The following is a 17910-nucleotide window of genomic DNA, read 5'->3' as shown; positions in this document are numbered from 1 at the left end:
TTAATGCGTTTGAGTCCGTCGATCTTCCTTACAGATTTTGCTTGATGTTTTCAACGGAGAAGTTTTGACAGGAGCTTCCACTTCGGGGATATGAGTCAGAGCTAATTCAAATACTTGATCAATCCATTTTACGGGGTGGATTTTTAAACCATGAGTCACGATGGCCGGTATCTCCTTTAAATCTCGTTTATTGTCCTCAGGAATGATCACATGTTTTATATTACCTCGGAGCGCAGCTAACAATTTTTCTTTTAATCCTCCAATGGGAAGTACTTCACCACGCAAAGTGATTTCACCTGTCATAGCAATATCAGATCGTACGGGAATTCGCGTAATTGCTGAAACTAGAGCGGTGCACATCCCAATACCAGCACTTGGGCCATCTTTTGGTGTGGCGCCCTCAGGAACGTGAATATGAAAATCATGCACTTGGAAATAATCATCCGGAACACCCAATCCAGTTGAGCGACTCCGTACCACCGTAGTGGCTGCGTGAATTGACTCTTGCATGACATTTCCTAAGCGCCCGGTATGTAAGAATTTACCTTTTCCAGGGATTACTTGAGCTTCTATTGTTAAAAGCTCTCCTCCAAATTCTGTCCAAGCTAAACCGGTCACTTGCCCAATTTGGTCTTTTTCCTCAGCCAATCCAAAACGATAACGTTTTACACCTAAATATTTTCCTAAATTGCGGACGGTTATTTGACGCTGCTTGATGGGCTTTTCCTTTTTAGCTCGTTTTAATTTTTCTTTCGCTGTCAAAATTTCTTTAACGACTTTTCGACACAATTTTGCGATTTCTCTTTCCAGACCTCGAACCCCAGCTTCCCGCGTGTAATACCGAATAATTTCATAAATCGCACCATCAGAAATAAGCATTTCTTTTCGTTTTAATCCCGTTAACTCAAGCTGACGTGGAATTAAATAACGTTTAGCGATATTCAACTTTTCTTCTTCTGTATAGCCGGCTAGTCGAATGACTTCCATCCTGTCTAACAATGGCGGGAGGATATTAAGAGAATTTGCTGTGGCAATGAACATAACATCCAAAAGATCATAATCCACTTCCAGATAATGGTCGCTAAAAGCGTGGTTTTGTTCCGGATCCAGAACTTCTAAAAGAGCAGCGGCAGGATCGCCTCTAAAATCCGATGCCATTTTATCTACTTCATCTAGCATGAATAATGGATTTCGAACACCAGCTTTTGCCATCTTTTGAATGATCTTTCCAGGAAGAGCGCCAATATAAGTTCGACGATGGCCACGAATTTCAGCTTCATCTCGGATACCTCCTAAGGAAATGCGAACAAATTTACGGCCTGTCGCATTTGCGATTGATTGTCCTAATGAAGTTTTACCTACTCCAGGCGGTCCAACTAAGCATAAAATAGGGCCTTTTAATTTTCGCACGCGCTGTTGTACGGCTAAATATTCCAAAATTCGTTGTTTAACTTCTTCTAATCCATAATGATCTGCTTCTAAAATTTCTTCGGCGAGCTTCAAATCTTTGCTGATTTTGGTGCGCTTTTTCCAAGGAACTTGAAGCAACCAATCCAGATAATTGCGGCTAACCGTAGCTTCCGCCGACATCGGCGGCATCATTTTTAATTTATTCAATTCAGCCACTGCCTTTTCTCTAGCTTCTAAAGGCATCCCAGCTTTTTCAATCTTTTCGAGCAATTGGTGTTGCTCATCAACAGGGCTACCTTCTTCTAATTCACCTAACTCTTGTTGAATGGCTTTTATTTTTTCACTTAAGTAATACTGGCGCTGACTTTTTTCCACCTGTTGCCGAACTCGGCCTTGAACTCGTTTTTCAACTTCAACTAAATCCAATTCTTGAGCTAAAACTTTTTGTAAAACTTCCAATCGTTCTTTAACAGAGAGAATTTCGAGAATCTTTTGACGGGAATCTAATTTAATTGTCATGTGGGCTGCAATACTGTCAGCCAAACGGCCAGGATCATCAATACTTGCTAAAGAGGGCAAAAGTTCCGGAGGAATTTTTTTACTTATTTTTACTAATTGCTCAAATTGATCAAGGACGGCACGAGCCAACGCTTGCAGCTCCGTTTTATCGCCGCCTTCTGTGCCTTCTTCTTGTAAGAGTTTAATTTCAACCTGTAGATAATTTTCTTTTTTTTCTAAATGAATGAGTCTAGTCCGCTCTGAGCCTTCCACTAACACTTTAACAGTACCATCCGGCAATTGTAATAATTGCAAGACAGTAGCAATCGTTCCTATTTCATAAAGATCTTTTTGCCCCGGCGAGTCATTATTAGCATCCTTTTGGGCGACTAGAAAAACCCGCTTATCCTGCGACATGGCCATTTTCAACGCTTTGACCGATTCAGCCCGACCCACAAATAAAGGAATCACCATATGGGGGAATACCACGACATCACGCAATGGTAATAATGGTAATTCCAATTTCTCGACTGCTGCTTCTACCATGTCGTATCCCTTATTATTCTTGAGCCACCTTACGAGGAATTTTTTCTTTATCACAAATAAATAACGGCGGCGAAGTTTGATTAATAACACCTCCATCGATTACGACTTTCTTCAAACCAACGACGGTTGGAAGCTCGTACATCAAATCCAGTAGAGTGTGTTCAACAATGGAGCGTAATCCACGCGCCCCTGTTTTTCGCTGAATCGCTCGCTTAGCAATTTGCCGCAAAGCATCTTTACGAAAATCAATTTGCACACTCTCCAATTCAAACAATTTATGATACTGCTTAGCCAACGCATTTTTCGGTTCTGTTAAAATACGAATTAAAGCATCTTCATTCAATTCTTCCAAAGTGGCGATAACAGGCAGCCGTCCAACAAATTCCGGAATTAAACCAAATTTAATTAAATCCTCCGGTTCCGTTTGCTTAATTAATTCTGAAGTATTTGTGGAATCGTCTTTCGAACGTACCTCCGCAGCAAAACCAATACCACTTTTATCCGTACGATGCTGAATAATTTTATGCAAATCAACAAATGCTCCTCCGCAAATGAATAAAATGTTGGACGTATCTACTCGCAAATATTCTTGCTGCGGATGTTTTCGGCCACCTTGAGGAGGAATAGAAGCAACCGTACCTTCGATTAATTTCAATAAAGCTTGCTGCACTCCTTCGCCCGAAACATCGCGAGTCAATGAGGGACTATCTGTTTTACGAGCAATTTTATCGATTTCGTCAATATAAATAATCCCCGTTTTTGCTTTTTCGACATCGTAATTGCATTTTTGTAATAGTTTTTGAACAATATTTTCAACGTCCTCGCCCACATATCCCGCTTCGGTCAATGTAGTTGCATCTGCAATAGCAAAAGGAACATTTAATATTTTAGCTAATGTTTGCGCTAATAAAGTTTTTCCGGAACCAGTTGGACCAATCAAAAGAATATTACTTTTGTTAATTTCAACACCATCGTCCTTTTTAGTGTGCGAACTCAATCGTTTGTAATGATTGTACACGGCAACAGCTAATACTTTCTTAGCGAAGTCTTGACCAACGACGTATTCATCCAATAATCGATGAATTTCTGATGGTGTTGGAAGTTTTTTCTGAACCTCAACAGCATGAGCAATTTCTTCTTCACGAATGATGTCATTACATAAATCTACGCATTCGTTACATACGAAAACAGCGGGACCTGCGATTAATTTGCGAACTTGATGCTGACTTTTGCCACAGAACGAACAATATAAAACTTGTGGTTTTTCTTCACTCATTTACTTACCTCACTACCTCTTCTGAAAATGGGGATCAAAATTACTTATTTCAATGCTAGGGTCGTTCTGTCACTATCGAATCAATTAAGCCATACTCCAAAGCCTCTTCCGGCGTTAAGAAATAATCGCGGTTCGTGTCTCTTTCAATTTTCTCGAAACTTTTTCCCGTATGTTTGGCCAAAATTTCCGTCAGCTGGTCACTGACTCGCTTGGTTTGTTTGGCATGAATTTGAATGTCAGTACCTTGACCTTGATATCCGCCTAATACCTGGTGAATCATCACCAAAGAATTCGGCAAGCATTGTCTTTTTCCATGAGCCCCTGAGGCAAGAAGCAAGGCACCAGCACTGGCGGCTTGTCCAAAACATAAAGTACGTACATCAGGTTTTACAAATTGCATGGTGTCATAAATTGCCATTGCTGAACTCACCGAACCTCCAGGAGAATTTATATAAAGATTGATTTCCTTAAAGGGATTTTCCGATTCTAAAAAAAGCATTTGTGCGATGGCTAAATTGGCCATGTGATCTTCAATCTGGTCAATTAGAAAAATAATTCGTTCCTTTAGAAGACGTGAATAGATATCATAAGCTCGTTCGCCTCGCGACGTTTGCTCAACCACCATGGGAATTAAGACACTCATCATCAATCACCTTGTTGTGCTTGTTGGACTGCTTCCTCATAAGTTACGTCTCGTTCTTCAACTTCAAGCTGGTTCAATAGCACCGCTACTGCTTGATCTTCGAGAACAACCGATTCGACCTCGGCAAGCATCTTTTTATTATAATACCAGGAAACCACTTCCTCGGGCTTGGGATAAGCAGCTGCTATTTCCTCAATCCGTGACCTGATTTGCGCAGAGTCTGCCTGGATATCGTGTTGTTTGATTACTTCACCAAGCAATAAACCTAATACCACGCGTTTTTTTGCTCGCTCAAGGTAAGGCTCCCGTGGCAGTTCTAATTTTTTGGCTTCGTCGGTTTTGCCCATCTGGCTTGCAATTTGTTGACGAGTCATATTTTGGAGGTGCTCAATTTCTGCCTCAACCAACACTTCGGGTACCTCAATGGGATTACGCTCAACCAATTTATCTAAGACCGTCATTTTCAAGTTATTTTCAGCGTAACGGTGAACTTCTTTTTCGATATTTTCCTTCACCTTTGCTCGGAGCGCCTCTACACCCCCCTCTTTAATACCGAGCTTTTCGACGAACTTATCATCGAAGGTGGGAAGTTCAGGCTCTAACACTTTATGCAGCTTTATCATAAAGGTAGCTGCTTTACCTGCCAGATTTTCGCTTGGGTATTCCGTCGGAAAAGTGACGTCGATGGCTTTGGTCTCGCCCGGCTTTATTCCTTCAATTCCTTCTTCAAAGCCAGGAATCATGCGATGGGAACCCAGCTCTAATGGAAACTCTTTAGCACTTCTGCCTTCAAAGGCTTTACCATCAAGAGTGCCCTCAAAATCGATGATAACCCGGTCTCCAGATTTTGCTGCTCGATCCGCTTCTTTCCATTCGGCGGACTGAGTACGCAATGATTCAATCATGTTAGCCACGTCCTTTTCGGACACGTTTATGTTTAACCGTTCTATCTTTTCACCTTCGAGCGTATTGAGGGTAATTTCGGGATAAATTTCATAATTAACGACATATTTAAGAGGCTGTCCTCGTAATACTTGTCCGAGCTCCACTTTAGGCTTACCAGCAATGTGTAAGTGATTTTCTTCAACAGCCCTCCTCAGAGTATCTACAACAAGCTCCCCCACTACCTCTTGGAGAATAGACTTGCCAAGCCGCCGCTCCACGTTCTTAAGAGGCGCTTTTCCGGGTCGAAATTTAGGCAATTTTGCCGTTTGGGTAACCTTTTTAAGCCTGCTTTGATAAGCTTTCTCGATATCTTCGGCTGGGACTGTGACCGTCAAACGCTGTTTCAATCCCCCAACCTTTTCTATTGATGACATAAAACCTTTGCCTATTTTCTTCTCGAACCTGTCTTGAAATTCTACTATGAGGAGCTAAGTCTCGTCGATTTTTAGCAAGGCCTTACTCAACCAGACAATTTTAAGAGAGGTTCAGTGGTGCGAGAGGAGAGACTCGAACTCTCACAGGGATTACCTACTGGAACCTAAATCCAACGCGTCTACCAATTCCGCCACTCTCGCAGTAATTTCATATAGTTAAGGGGGCATATTGAACACTAAATACCATAGCCACTCAAGCCCCTTGGCAAAAATAATCCAATGCTAGATTTTGGCATTTATACTTTATATAAGCCAAATCGAACATCCTAGCGGAGTTTCACATGCGCCAAAAGAGCCTATAATCCAACACTTTTAAGTTTATTATAGCCTTGCTTATTCCCTTATTAGGCTTCGCCGAAGGTAACAATTATAACCCAAGTCACGGACGGTTATGGCTTCCTTTAAGCCGTGCTCATCAAAACTCCGCAAAGTGACCTTCTATGTTAGTGTTTATGGCTATTTGGAATCTGTCAAAGCGAATGATGCCAAAATGGAAACGCTCCACCAACTTAATCAAATCATCGGACATAAACAAGCCATGCCATCAACGGATGGGCTTAACATCAAGTATTACCCTTCTTCGGCCCTCAATGGAAACAGTGGAAAGATTGCAGAAGTCGGAGGAGTGTCCCCATCAGTTATTATTCATGCTCTTCAGCTAACTGTCCTTTTCCTAGCCTTTAACTTTAAATATTACGGAAATAAAATTCCCTTCAACAATGGGCCCTCGCCGCTCACGATAAATCCCCGTTTTCAATCCGACTGTCCCAGCATCTCAGGGAATGAAGGAAAAGTCCGTCGGATCGGCCGATATTACCTTCAGTTATTATCCTCAATCTCATTTTTCCTCTAATGGGGAGAAATTACAGCGAGTAAGTGATGTTGTTATTACTTACTATCCCAAAAATAGCTTCCAAGGAAAGGGCAGACAGTTGGAAAGCTTCGATGGGAACTAGATTACCGCAGTCACGTCGACTTTAGGCTTGCAGGTGCCTATCCACTTACTCTCGTTCTCTAAGTCGAATAGAAATTTAATGCTGTGAATGCCAATATCTAGAGCACGCTGAATAGCCTTTCCGATAAGTTCCTTATTGGAACGGACGGGCGTCTTATCCCACGGATAATAGTGAGTATCAAACCTACTTTAATAATCTCACTTGGCTTTTGAAAGCCTTTTGAAAAGCGATAACTGTACAAACTGGCTAAGGTAAAAATAATAAAACTTTCCATTTCTGTGGCAACAAATACGCCACCTTTTCTTAATTGCTCCATATGGCTCCACATTTCCTCTTAATTAAGAAGCGCTAAACTGACGCGCATAAAAAGAATCCTTGCTATGGACAATACCGGCGGCATAGATATACTTTTCTAAATCTAATTCTTTAGTAGTCTTAGCCTTATCTGCCTTTTCTTAATTTAAGTGGAACAGGCCAATTTCAGTTTTAGGCATTAGTATTCCTTGCTTGAACCTTCCCTTCTAACGGGAAGGATAATTTAATAATACACCGATTGGCTATAATTATTTAGGTTCTCTATTGAAAGTAAAAAAGAAGAGACGATGCGTCAATCGTTACTCAGGAAGATTGGGATAACCATTTTAGGAATCGGTTTTGCTTGGCAGATTTGGGGAGCCACTTGCCCCCACCAATTTACAGCAAAATAGCAAAAGCTATTGGACTTCTAATAATTCCCCCCCCGTTTGAAAATCTTATCAGCCCACTCCTTTAAACGTAATTTTAGAAGCAAAAAATTTTGGAGGAGCTGTATATTCTCCTGCCAAAAAGCGCATTGCCTGCATCTACCTGCATCTATAAAGCAAGCGATGGTCAATGGGTAGTTTTACTATCCAGTGTTTATTATCCTTTTAATATTGAATTAATATTGAAGACTTAAAAAACACCACCTGGGAATATAATACCATCCTACAAGATCACAGTTGCGGTCTCCCCAAGCAAACACTAGTGAACTGTCAATTCACCATCAGAAATAATTAAATAGCATTTATCGCAGCATTTATCGCGCATGAGCAGCACAAAATAAAGCAATGCGATGACCAATAATAGCGGCCCCGCGCGATTAGCTGACAAACACTTCCATAAGGGTTATTACTCGGTGCCGGAATAAGAACTTCTAAAATCTGACTTGCCATAATTCGGTTATTTTTGAACTTTTAATTAACGAAGCTTGAACGGTTAACCGAACCTGACTAATTAGGAAAGAAAAATTCTTGTTGCAATTTCAATAAAAGAGTGTCAAAATAATGTTAACCCTACAAAAAAAGGGTAATGAAATTATTGTAAAAAAATGTTCCGTTTGACGCAACACTCAAAAAAATAAAGATATTTGAGAAGGTGGCGCAACCCACTGACTACTGGCATATGGCATAAGAGCTCAATTGATAGGGAGTCAGCATATAAATCATTCCATAAATCATTCCTGAAGTTTTCTAGCCGGAGCTAGCCATTGGTGTAGAAACTAAAGTCAAATGATTTAGCAGGTGGTACTTTTATCGAATGCAAATCCTCAAGTTGATAATTAGGATATTGGCGGAACAGCTATAAGACCGCAAGCACCTAAGGAAAGGAAAGGGTAAATAAAAAATAAAATGCATAAAATAAAATGCATTTTAAAAATTCCCATTATTTCTCTCCCGGACCTGGTGGAGAAGGATATTTAACTCTAACTAAAATTGATGGATTGTGTTCTAAATCCCTACTTAATTGTTGTAAATGAACAACCATTACATTGAATTTATCAAGTAATTGTTGGACACTGGGCATCATTTGAGTGGATACGTTTTGCATAGTTGTATTGAGCATCCCGCACTGTCAATTTCATACTTCGTCCTGTTATTCAAATTGGTACGCGGTTAATTTCATCCCGGCTAAAATGCTATTTAATTGGTGCATTATCGATGGTAACTGTTCACTGGATTTGGCACTATTAGACATAAACTTTTTCATAGAGATCATGGTTGAATTAATATTTTGTGAATTAGCTGCCAATGTCATCGTTATTTTCTGTAAATTGGCTAAACTGGCAGTAATTGCTCGGCGATTTTTTCATCAAAAACTTTTTCTATATTGTCACTCAATTCTTTCTATATTGTCACTCAATTCTTTAATCGTTTTAGTAACTTCCTCTAAAGCGGTACTCAATTTCATTAACAAGGAGGATTTCATTAACAAGGAGGATTTCATTAACAAGGAGGATTTCATTAACAAGGAGGATTTCATTAACAAGGAGGGCTTGGAAGGAATAACAGAATATTTTTCACCGGATTGAATGATTATAACAGCGGGGGCCGTGGCGGTCAATGCTTTTAAAGCTACATAATCTGTTCTCATAATTCCTTCGGATCGGTAATGTCGCAATAGTGCTTGTGGTGACAGGTGTTTCTCTCTAATTTTTAACTTCAAAATTACTTGCTGAAAATCGGCCCGATTTAATTCAATCTTTTGCACGTAACCCATTTTAACTCCATTAAATCGCACTGGGGTTTGAGGACCTATCCCCGATACTTCTAAGTATTGTAGATTTGTCGGTGTTTAAAAGCGCTTCGACCACGACTGAAATACTCTTGAACAGTAGGATGCGGGTGCCGAACCAATTGGGACATTGACATAGCCGCTAAAACTTTTCTTTCACTTAAAAAAACAATCCGTTCAGAAACTCGCCATAGTGTATCGAGATCGTGAGTTACTAAAACCACCGTTAATCCAAGAGTTTCTTTTAGATATTTCTTTTAGATATAAAATTAATTCATCCATTTCGCTCGCGCTTTTAGGATCTAATCCAGTAGTCAATCCAGTAGTCGGTTCATCGAGAAATAGAAGTTCTGGGTCTAATGCGATAGTACGGGCTAAGGCAGCACGTTTTTTCATACCTCCGCTAAGCTTCTTGGCAGGGTATTTATTCGCTGCATCACTCTAATCCAGTTAGTGCAATTTCTGTTTGTGTATCTGATTCTAAATTTAAATATTCCTGTAACGGAAAAAGAACATTTTCTAAAACGCACAGTGAACTGAATAACGCAGAGCTTTGAAACATTACTCCCCATCACCGCTGTACGGACAAAGCTTCGGCTTCTGTACAATTAGCTACGTTTACACCAAAAACTTGAATATCTCCAGCTGTAGGTTTTTGAAGCTTCAAAATACTGTGCAATAAAATTGTTTTACCGCATCCGCTAGGACCGATGATGGCAACGATTTCTCCTCGATTAATGAATAATTCTAACTCCTCGTGAATAAGCTCCCCTCCCCAATTGATTACGCAAACCACGAATCTCAATCAGAGGCTGAGAAGGTTCAGAAGCAGCCATCAGATACCTCGCCAGCTAAATATCACAGAAAAAATAGCATCGGCAATGATAATAAGAAAAATGGATTGCACTGCGCTTTGAGTAGTTTTTTGACCTACGCTATCTGCGCAGCCCACTTGAAAACCTTGAAAACAACCCACAGCTGCAATAATTAAGCCGAATACCTTAGGCTTTAATCAACCCGACACCCCCCATACCCCATACATAATGACGCAGAGGAATAGCATGCTGAAATCGGTCTAAATAAGCCACATAGCCAATGTCTAATTGGGATTTAGCCATGAGCATACTACCAAAAACTGCAAAAATATCTGCCCAAGCCATCAGCAAGGTTAACGTGATTAATAAGGTAAAAAATTTTGGTAAAACGAGAGGTTCAAGTGGGGATACACCCATTGTATTCAGCACGTCGATTTCCTCATTCACCTTCATAGTGCTAATTTGTACTGTAAATGCTGTACTCGTTCGTCCTGCCGCAATAATGTCAGTAATCAAAGGAGCGAACTCGCACAAAATGGCCGTAAAAGTTTTAGTATTTTGATTCAACCCTTGAATTTCTAAACTTTTCTCTAATGATTGGAGCTGGCTTATTAAAGTGTGAAAAAGTAAAGTGCCTGCACTATCCATTTTTATTATATTTTGAGCGTTAATTGTAGTTGTCAGTTCGGCCTGTTCCGCATAGCGCTTTATATGGGATTCCACCTCAGGCAAACTACTTAACCTTCAATTGCCGGCGCAATGCAATACCTCTTGATCCGGAAAAATTTTGATAATTGTAGAAACTTTTATATCTGTTCTAAAATAATCTGTTCTAAAATAAAACTCGTTTCCCTCGCCTTCCAAGAAAATGGAATTTTAAAATTATTTATTTACCTATTTAGTTTTTAAGCAAGTGGTTGCTCATGAAATTGTCCAATTTTTTGACTTTAAAAATAGGACAGGAGTGAGGAACTCAGCGAATAGAAGAAAAATATAAGACGTTTGACAAAGAAACAGGTGACATCTATTCTTTAATAATAAGAGGCTATTATTAAGGAAACTACCATGAGTATTACCCTATGGGAAATGATGCTCAACATTATTCATGGATGCAGCAATCAACAAATTTTCGGAGTTTTTAGAGAGATGCCATTAATCATCTTGCCGATGCACTAAGAACTGACAAACATAAACGTTTCGAATGGATCACTGTTCACGCCACGAAGAAATGGGTGCTTTCGCTGCAGGAACCCAAGCTAAATTGACTGAAAAACTGGGCCCTTGTGTAGGAACGGTGGGACCCGGTGTCGTTTATCGTTTATCTTATAAATAGATTGTACGATGCCAAATACGAATACGCTCCTGTGTTAGCCCTTACAGTTCAGACACCGCGAGATGAAATTGGAAGGGATTATCACGAAGAAATTAATCTAGATCAGTTGTTCGACGATATCTCTGTTTATAATGAAACTGTTATCCCCCCCGAGCAAATGCCTCGTTTAGGTTTATTAGCTGCGCAAACGGCGTTAGCGTGTCAAGGAGTTGCTCACCTATCGGTCCCCTCAGACATCGGAACCCTCCCAAAAAGATGTAAAAAACTGTCACAACCCTATTCCCCATGATTCGCTAAAAAAACACGATTCTCATTTAAAGAAAGCGCAGGAAAAACGCCAAAAATGGGAGGCTACTTTATTTTAAAACGCGTTTCTCATAGCAATAAGGATTACGTTCGCCCCCAAGCCTTAGCCCATTACATCGATCACTATGCTAGTAAGGACGCTGTCTCTACCGCGGATACGTACGGGTAAGCCCATTATTTGGATGGCACGCCACATACAAATGAAAGGAAGGCGCGATTTTATTGCCTCTTTTAACCTGGCCTCAATGGCAAATGCTTTTGTTCAAGCCATTGGTATTCAAGCGCTTGACCCGAAAACATTCGGTAGTCGCCCTTTGCGGAGATGGCGGCTTTACGATGCTTATGGGAGATTTTATTTTACCATGGTAACTTACAAACTTCCCATTAAAGCTTTTGTATTTAATAACGATAAGTTAGGGTTAGTGCGGATGAAAATGGAGGCTGCCGAATATCCGGAATGGGGGTTACGTTTACGTTGCATAACCCCAACCTCACTGAATGTGCTAAAGCAATGGGCGGCGAAGGTATCCGCGTGGAAAGTCATGACTAGCTCGAAAATGCTGTAAAACAAGCTTTCGAAATTAAGGATGCCCCAATATTGGTCGATGTATCAACAAATCCTAATGAACTTGTCATTCCCCCCAAACCTTATGCCCACAAAAGCTTGGGATTTTAGTATTAGCAAAATAAAAGAACTTTAGACTGAAAGTGAATAAGAATTTGAATTTTTAAACCTCCATCCGCATTCCCATTCACCGTTGCTATATTTCTTTTAGAATCACAAAGGAGAATGGCCATGCCCAAAGTAACTAAAAACGGAGATCTTAGACAAGAATTCGCTAATTTTAGCAATGATAACTGAATGCAGTAAAAGCGAAGCTGAAGCGATGAAAGATAACCTCATTACTCGGGCAAACATACTTTAGATACAGTTGAAGCAAAATGTAAAAAGAAACGGTTAGTTAGCCACAGTAGGTTATCCTTTTGGCGCTAGTTTATTAGCCAGTATAGTAAGTCGCTTATTGACCCGTAAAAAATGATGACAACCTTTATAATCGGCATTGTTCTTTTGTGTCTTGTTTGGATATTGGTGCTGCTCGGCTTGGGATTTGTCATTGTTTCTCTTTACCTTTATCTGAATATTCATTTGAGCACCGCCCTCATTGCATTAACTTGCGGTCTTATCGTCCTTCTTGTGGCAATTTCTTCAGTGTTTCTGTTAAAAATTTTGAGTAAAATAAAGCTTCCCGTACTAAAGCTCAATTAAAATCAACCACCCCTAATATATTTGCATTAATAGACAAATATTTTGGAGTGAGTATTTTAGGACTCGGAGTGGTTAAATTTTTAGTAGATTTTTCTAAAGAGATACGTAAAACGTTTGTAAACCGTTTAGTCATTGCAATTAAAAGCTATGCCAATTACGTTAATAAAAAAACACATCGTGGAAAAAAGTGAGGGAAGAACAGGACGTCTCCCCTAAACGAAGGCTAGAGAAAGAATTTTATAAGCCAGTTTAGCTGCTAAAAAATCACAACTGTGAAAATAAGGAATGGGCGCTAATTCATTAATATCGGCGCCAACAATAGTCCCCACCTGGCTCGCTGCAGCAATAATTTCGAGCGCATCATTCCAAAATAATCCACCTGGCTCCGGCGTTCCAGTGGCAGGCATTAAACTTGCATCAAATCCATCCACATCAAATGTGAGATAAATGGGACGGTTTTTTAAGGGAGCAATAATTTTTTTTATGTCCCAATTTTTCTTATCTTTTGCCCAATAAATATGAATTCGTTTTTGATTGGCTTCAAAAAAATAAATTTCCTCCGCAGAAATATTTCGAATGCCAGCTGAAACAACTTCGATATTCGGATGATCTAAACAACGCCGAATTGTCGAGGCATGAGAAAAATGTTCGCCATGGTATCCATCGCGCAAATCTGCATGCGCATCAAAATGCAAAATTGCTAAATTAGGACACCGTTTAACAAACGAGCGGATAGAGCCCACAGTGATCGAATGCTCTCCTCCAAAAATAAAGGGAAACTTTTTGTCTTCTAGAACACGTTCTACTAACCCCTCCAATTGCTGCAATGCTTTTGGTATGTCATTTTCGATCTTGGGCTCTTCCAAGGTTACAATACCGATGTCACGGTAAGGCTCGTACCAAAGGGCTTCATCAAATAACTCCACCTCATGCGAGGCTTGAATCATCGCGGCGGGTCCCTTGGCAGTACCCCCGCCATAGCTTACAGACTGCTCCAATCCAAAGGGAATTATGACAGCCTTTGCGTTTTCATAACTCATGGCATCTTGAGTGTCCAAACCTAAAAAAGCTTGTTTAGGAGGAAGGCATTTCATTATTTCGATTACTCATTAAACAACCGAGCGTAGCGTCGGCGCGACCGATCTTTCCAAAAACCTCGATGATAAGCATCGCTTGTTAATAACGGCAATACGGACGTAGCTTCTGCATAAACCATTTGCTCATAGGACGTATCTACTTTGCCCCAGGAACAAGCTTCTTTAAGGGTCGAACTGGAACACGCTCCATCGCGCACGTCTGCTACAGTTATTTGAATAACGTACTTATGCATATCCACCGACTTTCCAATAACTTCTGCGCAAACTACCGTGTCTTGAACAAAATTTTTTGGAACACCACCCCCGATCATTAATAATCCAGTTGTCCCTGCTTGAATTTTAATTTCTGTTAACTCACGAAAATCTCGGATGGAATCGATAGTTAAATGCTTAGCAGGATTTTTTACTTGATGGAGTACCAATCCAAAACCTGCTGAAGAGTCAGTAAAAGCAGGACAAAAGATCGGTACATCATTTTCATAGGCCAGCTGCACTAACGAATCTTCTTTTTTGGCCTTTCCTTCCTGCAAAAAAGCACCCACAGCCTGAATAAATTCACGCGAGCTATAAGGACGAGGCTCAAGTCTATTAGCAATTTCAAAAATGGCATGATCACATCGTTGCAAATCTTCTTCATCGATATAGGTATCGTAAATTCGATCGATATATAAATCACGTAATTGCCGATCATCCACTGCCGGCGTACCTTGATAATGGCGAAAACCTAAGGCTTCAAAAAAATCCATATCCACGATGCTAGCACCGGTTGCCACAATGGCGTCCACCATATTGTATTTCACTAAATCGGCATATAATTTCATGCAACCGCCAGCCGAAGTTGACCCAGCGATAGTCAAAACAATACTGCATTCCTTGTCTTGAAGCATTCGGTTAAAAATCTGCGTTGCTCTGGCAAGATCTCGAGAGGTAAATGACATTCGATCCATCGCATCAACAATCGGACGGGCGTCAAAACGGGTAATATCAATATGTTCAACTGTTTGTTGCAACAATTCTTTTTTCAAAGAAGAGGTCGGCAAGGTTTGATTTTTCATCAATGATTTCCTCACGGGTTAATAAAAATTAAGCAGCAATGACTTCAAGGGGTTCTTGCGTGATGTAGTCGTCCGAATACATCGTCATAAGAGGCTCATCCGAAATCAGAACAACGCCCTCTTTTTGCTTGAATCCGTTGAATTTAGTAGACAAAGTTCGACCATAAGCGCCCATCTGGCCGATTTCGATATAATCACCCTCTTGAATATCGTTAGGAAGATAGAAAGGACCCTTCATGTAATCCAAAGAATCACAAGTTGGACCGTAAAAACTAAAGGGTAAAAGATCTCTGTCCGTAGGACGATTTGAACGCAACAAGTGGACTGGAAAAATAAAATGGGGAATACCAGCGTCAAAAAGGCTTCCGTAAGTGCCATCATTGATGTAAAGCATATCGTCTTTTCGCAGCTCGACATTCACCACTACAGAGGTGCTTTCTGCTACTATTGAACGACCTGGTTCGCAAAGCAATTCCAAATGAGGTCGGTTGTGGGCTATTTTCGCAAATTCTGTATGAATCGCCTTGAAATAAATATACAACGCCGGCGGAATCATGCCCGGATAAATGGAGGGAACCCCCCCACCTACGTTAAAATATTCAATTTCTACGCCTGCTTCATTAATTACCTTATCAGCCATTCGAATGGCGATTCGGTAGGCATCAGGGTGCATACATTGCGAACCCACATGAAACGTGACACCCAGCTTGCAAGCCACTTTCCGTATGGTTTTTAGTAACTCAGGGGCTTCGTGTAGATTAATGCCAAATTTTTCTGCCAAATTGAATTCAGCAAACGCATTTGGAATAGCAAGCCGTAAATGTAAGCAAAGGTCTTTGGCATTTTCAGTACAACGCAAAATTTTATTCAGCTCGTCTAAGCAATCGAGAGAAAAATGACGAACACCGTAATTAAAATAAGCTTCGCGAATCGCGTAAGGCGATTTCACTGGATGCATGAAATAAAGTTCAGCCGAGGGAACATATTCTTTGATGGTACAAATTTCTTCATAGGAAGCCACATCGAACGCAGTTACACCATGGGAATGCACCAATTGGATAACATGTTGTTCAGGGTTAGTTTTTACCGCATATAAGATTCGTCCTTTAAATTGGGTGCGAAAGTAATTAACCGCGCGCCCTATGGCAGCGGGCCTAAAAGCAAAAACAGGCTGTATCGGCCTGCTTTCAGCGATGGAAGCAATGGTCTGAAGTTTCATTTCTGCATATAAAACCTATTCTAACGATTACCCCAATATTTTTCGCTATCAATATATCAGATTAACCGGAATGTCAAACAAAATATCCCTTTCTCAACGATTCTCGGCTAACGTCTCAGTTCTATGATTTACAGCAATAAAAGCGCTAGAGGGCGAGGATGGATCACAGAGAGATCACTTCACAAAAGCCGTGCGAACGGCAGTGAAACTTACCACTTGTGTCTTCTAATCCTGATTGGTATGTTTATTCTTCTATTCAGGAAGAAAGCTATGACTTTTGATCTAAGTCCACTCATCGTTTGTGATATTATCGTTCGTGCTCGAAAATTTCATGCTAAAGAGGGGGTCGTGATTCCGGAAAATGTCAACGAGCTGAGTGAAGAAGATTTCATGCAAATCCTTTCTGATCATCAAAACGATCTCACTTACCTCGAACTCAAAGAGACTATTAATAAAGAGACTATTAATAATTTAGAGCCCAATCAACAAATGCAATTGGTCGCTTTGATGTATTTAGGGTGCAGTGACTTTAGCAAATGGAAAGAAAGCCGTGCAGAAACTCAAAGTGGTTGGACAACGCATACGGCTGAATATTTGCTCTCTAAACCTCTAGTATTGGATTATCCGGATATGGGACTTGTATATAATGGGCTCATTTATTGTTGTAAAGAATGAACTGACGGACCATGACAATGGCAATATTAAAGCACTCCATTGGCGCATTGTCTTTACGACGGGTATTGGTTTTTTTTTACGGGTGGCTTACGATCTTTTTATTATTGGTGTCGTTACCACCATTCTAATGCCGTTATGGCATTTGACAATTTCGCAGTTGGCTTTATTAAATCGTTCAGCTTTAGCGGCATCGGCAGTAGGGGCTATATTTATAAACAATGAAATTTCGTATGTTACCTGGTTTTAAAGGATATTTTTTATTGACCCATACGCTCCCAGCGATAACTTTAAAAACCGAAATCAAGACCGGGAACACAAGCGGATGTTAAATTTGAGTAAAAATCGTTGTTAAGTGGAGAAATATCTTCTAAGCTGGCTGGAAATAAGAACTGGGCACCCACTAAGCAATAAGGTAATCAGTAAGATTAAGCAGCTATAAAAAGATTGTTAACTATTCCATGCATTATCCGGGAACTAAGCCACGTTTCTCTTCATTCTCAGCTATATATTCTACCAAGGGATCGATTTCATCTGTTATACCTGTAGAGTCTCCCTAACCCATTCGTGATCGAAAATGCTTTTGCACACAATTACATCTATCTGTATTTGATCTCCATCAACAAAAGCGAGGAAAGTTTTCTAAACTGGAGATTTCTACGCCATTATTTCCAATTGTTCTTTTAGTGTATCGAAATCGACTCGGTCAGCGGGAATACTAACACTTTGATCATGAACTTGGGTGTCTTCCTCAACACCAAGACCAAGCAAAATAAACAAACGACTCAAATTCTAAAAATCTTTTTCGCCCATTTTTTTCTTTAAAGCACTCGTGATCTTTTTTAGGCATGCGTCTCATTTTTAAAAGCTCCAAATGGCAGTTTATCTAAGAATATCACTAACACG

General features: G+C 40.2%; 18 protein-coding genes, 1 tRNA gene and 2 pseudogenes. 7 read left to right on the top strand and 14 right to left on the bottom strand.

All coding sequences use genetic code 11. The features are described 5' to 3' along the window. From lon to CleRt_RS02575, 5 genes are all read right to left on the bottom strand, one after another. Positions 1 to 2454, bottom strand: a complete 2454-nt coding sequence (lon, locus tag CleRt_RS02595; RefSeq protein WP_048875084.1) for an endopeptidase La — start codon at positions 2452 to 2454, stop codon at positions 1 to 3. 13 nt (positions 2455 to 2467) lie between these two features. Continuing rightward, entirely contained in the window at positions 2468 to 3730 is a 1263-nt protein-coding gene (clpX, locus tag CleRt_RS02590; protein ID WP_048875083.1) for an ATP-dependent Clp protease ATP-binding subunit ClpX, read from the bottom strand. A 55-nt stretch (positions 3731 to 3785) separates the two neighbouring features. Then, positions 3786 to 4373 carry an ATP-dependent Clp endopeptidase proteolytic subunit ClpP gene (gene clpP, locus CleRt_RS02585; RefSeq protein WP_048875772.1) on the bottom strand — a complete coding sequence of 196 codons (588 nt, stop codon included), beginning with the start codon at positions 4371 to 4373 and terminating at the stop codon, positions 3786 to 3788. Positions 4374 to 4375: 2 nt separating this feature from the next. After that, positions 4376 to 5707, bottom strand: coding sequence for a trigger factor (gene tig / locus CleRt_RS02580; protein ID WP_306686815.1), 1332 nt, complete (start codon positions 5705 to 5707; stop codon positions 4376 to 4378). Positions 5708 to 5807: 100 nt separating this feature from the next. Beyond that, a tRNA-Leu gene (locus tag CleRt_RS02575) sits at positions 5808 to 5893 on the bottom strand. A 289-nt stretch (positions 5894 to 6182) separates the two neighbouring features. Here CleRt_RS02575 and CleRt_RS02570 point away from each other — a divergent pair. Beyond that, positions 6183 to 6605: a hypothetical protein gene (locus tag CleRt_RS02570; RefSeq protein WP_162198813.1), complete on the top strand. Its 423-nt coding sequence runs from the start codon at positions 6183 to 6185 to the stop codon at positions 6603 to 6605. A 1786-nt stretch (positions 6606 to 8391) separates the two neighbouring features. On the opposite strand, the gene CleRt_RS09895 is transcribed toward CleRt_RS02570, so the two are convergent. The 5 genes and pseudogenes from CleRt_RS09895 to CleRt_RS08235 all read right to left on the bottom strand — a co-directional run bounded on the left by CleRt_RS09895 (position 8392) and on the right by CleRt_RS08235 (position 10778). Continuing rightward, positions 8392 to 8556, bottom strand: a complete 165-nt coding sequence (locus tag CleRt_RS09895; protein ID WP_162198812.1) for a hypothetical protein — start codon at positions 8554 to 8556, stop codon at positions 8392 to 8394. 282 nt (positions 8557 to 8838) lie between these two features. Continuing rightward, positions 8839 to 9270, bottom strand: a pseudogene (locus CleRt_RS02560) (MlaD family protein); the annotation flags it as partial. Positions 9271 to 9275: 5 nt separating this feature from the next. Next, positions 9276 to 10079 (bottom strand): annotated as a pseudogene (locus CleRt_RS02555) (ABC transporter ATP-binding protein). Further along, entirely contained in the window at positions 10076 to 10192 is a 117-nt protein-coding gene (locus CleRt_RS13115) for an ABC transporter permease (RefSeq protein ID WP_306686800.1), read from the bottom strand. Before CleRt_RS13115 ends, CleRt_RS02555 begins: the two are co-directional and overlap by 4 nt. A gap of 49 nt (positions 10193 to 10241) precedes the next feature. After that, positions 10242 to 10778 carry an MlaE family ABC transporter permease gene (locus CleRt_RS08235; protein ID WP_306686814.1) on the bottom strand — a complete coding sequence of 179 codons (537 nt, stop codon included), beginning with the start codon at positions 10776 to 10778 and terminating at the stop codon, positions 10242 to 10244. Positions 10779 to 11256: 478 nt separating this feature from the next. On the opposite strand from CleRt_RS08235, the gene CleRt_RS13110 reads away from it, so the two are divergent. Genes CleRt_RS13110 through CleRt_RS02540 form a run of 4 tightly spaced genes read left to right on the top strand, consistent with a single transcriptional unit; the run spans position 11257 to position 12260 of the window. After that, positions 11257 to 11388 (top strand): hypothetical protein, encoded by a 132-nt coding sequence (locus CleRt_RS13110; RefSeq protein ID WP_306686799.1) that lies wholly within the window; start codon positions 11257 to 11259, stop codon positions 11386 to 11388. Position 11389: 1 nt separating this feature from the next. Beyond that, positions 11390 to 11677, top strand: coding sequence for a thiamine pyrophosphate-binding protein (locus tag CleRt_RS02545; protein WP_048875080.1), 288 nt, complete (start codon positions 11390 to 11392; stop codon positions 11675 to 11677). 54 nt (positions 11678 to 11731) lie between these two features. Further along, positions 11732 to 11863, top strand: a complete 132-nt coding sequence (locus CleRt_RS13105) for a hypothetical protein (protein WP_306686798.1) — start codon at positions 11732 to 11734, stop codon at positions 11861 to 11863. 13 nt (positions 11864 to 11876) lie between these two features. Continuing rightward, complete coding sequence (locus tag CleRt_RS02540) at positions 11877 to 12260, top strand: thiamine pyrophosphate-dependent enzyme (RefSeq protein ID WP_048875079.1); 384 nt, start codon at positions 11877 to 11879, stop codon at positions 12258 to 12260. A gap of 913 nt (positions 12261 to 13173) precedes the next feature. Here CleRt_RS02540 and speB read toward each other — a convergent pair. Genes speB through CleRt_RS02525 form a run of 3 tightly spaced genes read right to left on the bottom strand, consistent with a single transcriptional unit; the run spans position 13174 to position 16332 of the window. Then, complete coding sequence (gene speB / locus CleRt_RS02535; protein WP_048875078.1) at positions 13174 to 14055, bottom strand: agmatinase; 882 nt, start codon at positions 14053 to 14055, stop codon at positions 13174 to 13176. Between the two features lie 8 nt (positions 14056 to 14063). Beyond that, the gene (locus CleRt_RS02530; protein WP_048875077.1) at positions 14064 to 15113 is read right to left on the bottom strand and encodes a 1,9-bis(guanidino)-5-aza-nonane synthase; all 1050 of its coding nucleotides are present in this window, start codon (positions 15111 to 15113) and stop codon (positions 14064 to 14066) included. 28 nt (positions 15114 to 15141) lie between these two features. Continuing rightward, positions 15142 to 16332 carry a type III PLP-dependent enzyme gene (locus CleRt_RS02525; protein WP_048875076.1) on the bottom strand — a complete coding sequence of 397 codons (1191 nt, stop codon included), beginning with the start codon at positions 16330 to 16332 and terminating at the stop codon, positions 15142 to 15144. A 270-nt stretch (positions 16333 to 16602) separates the two neighbouring features. On the opposite strand from CleRt_RS02525, the gene CleRt_RS02520 reads away from it, so the two are divergent. After that, the gene (locus CleRt_RS02520) at positions 16603 to 17007 is read left to right on the top strand and encodes a DUF3775 domain-containing protein (protein ID WP_048875075.1); all 405 of its coding nucleotides are present in this window, start codon (positions 16603 to 16605) and stop codon (positions 17005 to 17007) included. Beyond that, the gene (locus CleRt_RS10680) at positions 16979 to 17254 is read left to right on the top strand and encodes a hypothetical protein (RefSeq protein ID WP_048875074.1); all 276 of its coding nucleotides are present in this window, start codon (positions 16979 to 16981) and stop codon (positions 17252 to 17254) included. Before CleRt_RS02520 ends, CleRt_RS10680 begins: the two co-directional genes overlap by 29 nt. A 407-nt stretch (positions 17255 to 17661) precedes the next feature. Here CleRt_RS10680 and CleRt_RS13100 read toward each other — a convergent pair whose 3' ends face one another. Continuing rightward, the gene (locus CleRt_RS13100) at positions 17662 to 17784 is read right to left on the bottom strand and encodes a hypothetical protein (protein ID WP_306686797.1); all 123 of its coding nucleotides are present in this window, start codon (positions 17782 to 17784) and stop codon (positions 17662 to 17664) included. Positions 17785 to 17910 lie beyond the last annotated feature (126 nt).

It is taken from the genome of Candidatus Coxiella mudrowiae, from assembly GCA_001077715.1.
Classification (GTDB): Bacteria; Pseudomonadota; Gammaproteobacteria; order Coxiellales; family Coxiellaceae; genus Coxiella; species Coxiella mudrowiae.
The sequence above is the reverse complement of the archived record's forward strand: the minus strand, read 5'-3'. Positions and strand labels throughout refer to the sequence as shown.

Coding starts and splice junctions, on each gene's coding strand:
- lon (WP_048875084.1), bottom strand. CDS start 2,454: ATGGTAGAAGCAGCAGTCGAGAAATTGGAATTACCATTATTACCATTG.
- clpX (WP_048875083.1), bottom strand. CDS start 3,730: ATGAGTGAAGAAAAACCACAAGTTTTATATTGTTCGTTCTGTGGCAAA.
- clpP (WP_048875772.1), bottom strand. CDS start 4,373: ATGAGTGTCTTAATTCCCATGGTGGTTGAGCAAACGTCGCGAGGCGAA.
- CleRt_RS09895 (WP_162198812.1), bottom strand. CDS start 8,556: ATGCAAAACGTATCCACTCAAATGATGCCCAGTGTCCAACAATTACTT.
- CleRt_RS13110 (WP_306686799.1), top strand. CDS start 11,257: ATGGATCACTGTTCACGCCACGAAGAAATGGGTGCTTTCGCTGCAGGA.
- CleRt_RS13105 (WP_306686798.1), top strand. CDS start 11,732: ATGGGAGGCTACTTTATTTTAAAACGCGTTTCTCATAGCAATAAGGAT.
- CleRt_RS02540 (WP_048875079.1), top strand. CDS start 11,877: ATGGCACGCCACATACAAATGAAAGGAAGGCGCGATTTTATTGCCTCT.
- speB (WP_048875078.1), bottom strand. CDS start 14,055: ATGAAATGCCTTCCTCCTAAACAAGCTTTTTTAGGTTTGGACACTCAA.
- CleRt_RS02530 (WP_048875077.1), bottom strand. CDS start 15,113: ATGAAAAATCAAACCTTGCCGACCTCTTCTTTGAAAAAAGAATTGTTG.
- CleRt_RS02525 (WP_048875076.1), bottom strand. CDS start 16,332: ATGAAACTTCAGACCATTGCTTCCATCGCTGAAAGCAGGCCGATACAG.
- CleRt_RS02520 (WP_048875075.1), top strand. CDS start 16,603: ATGACTTTTGATCTAAGTCCACTCATCGTTTGTGATATTATCGTTCGT.
- CleRt_RS10680 (WP_048875074.1), top strand. CDS start 16,979: ATGGGCTCATTTATTGTTGTAAAGAATGAACTGACGGACCATGACAAT.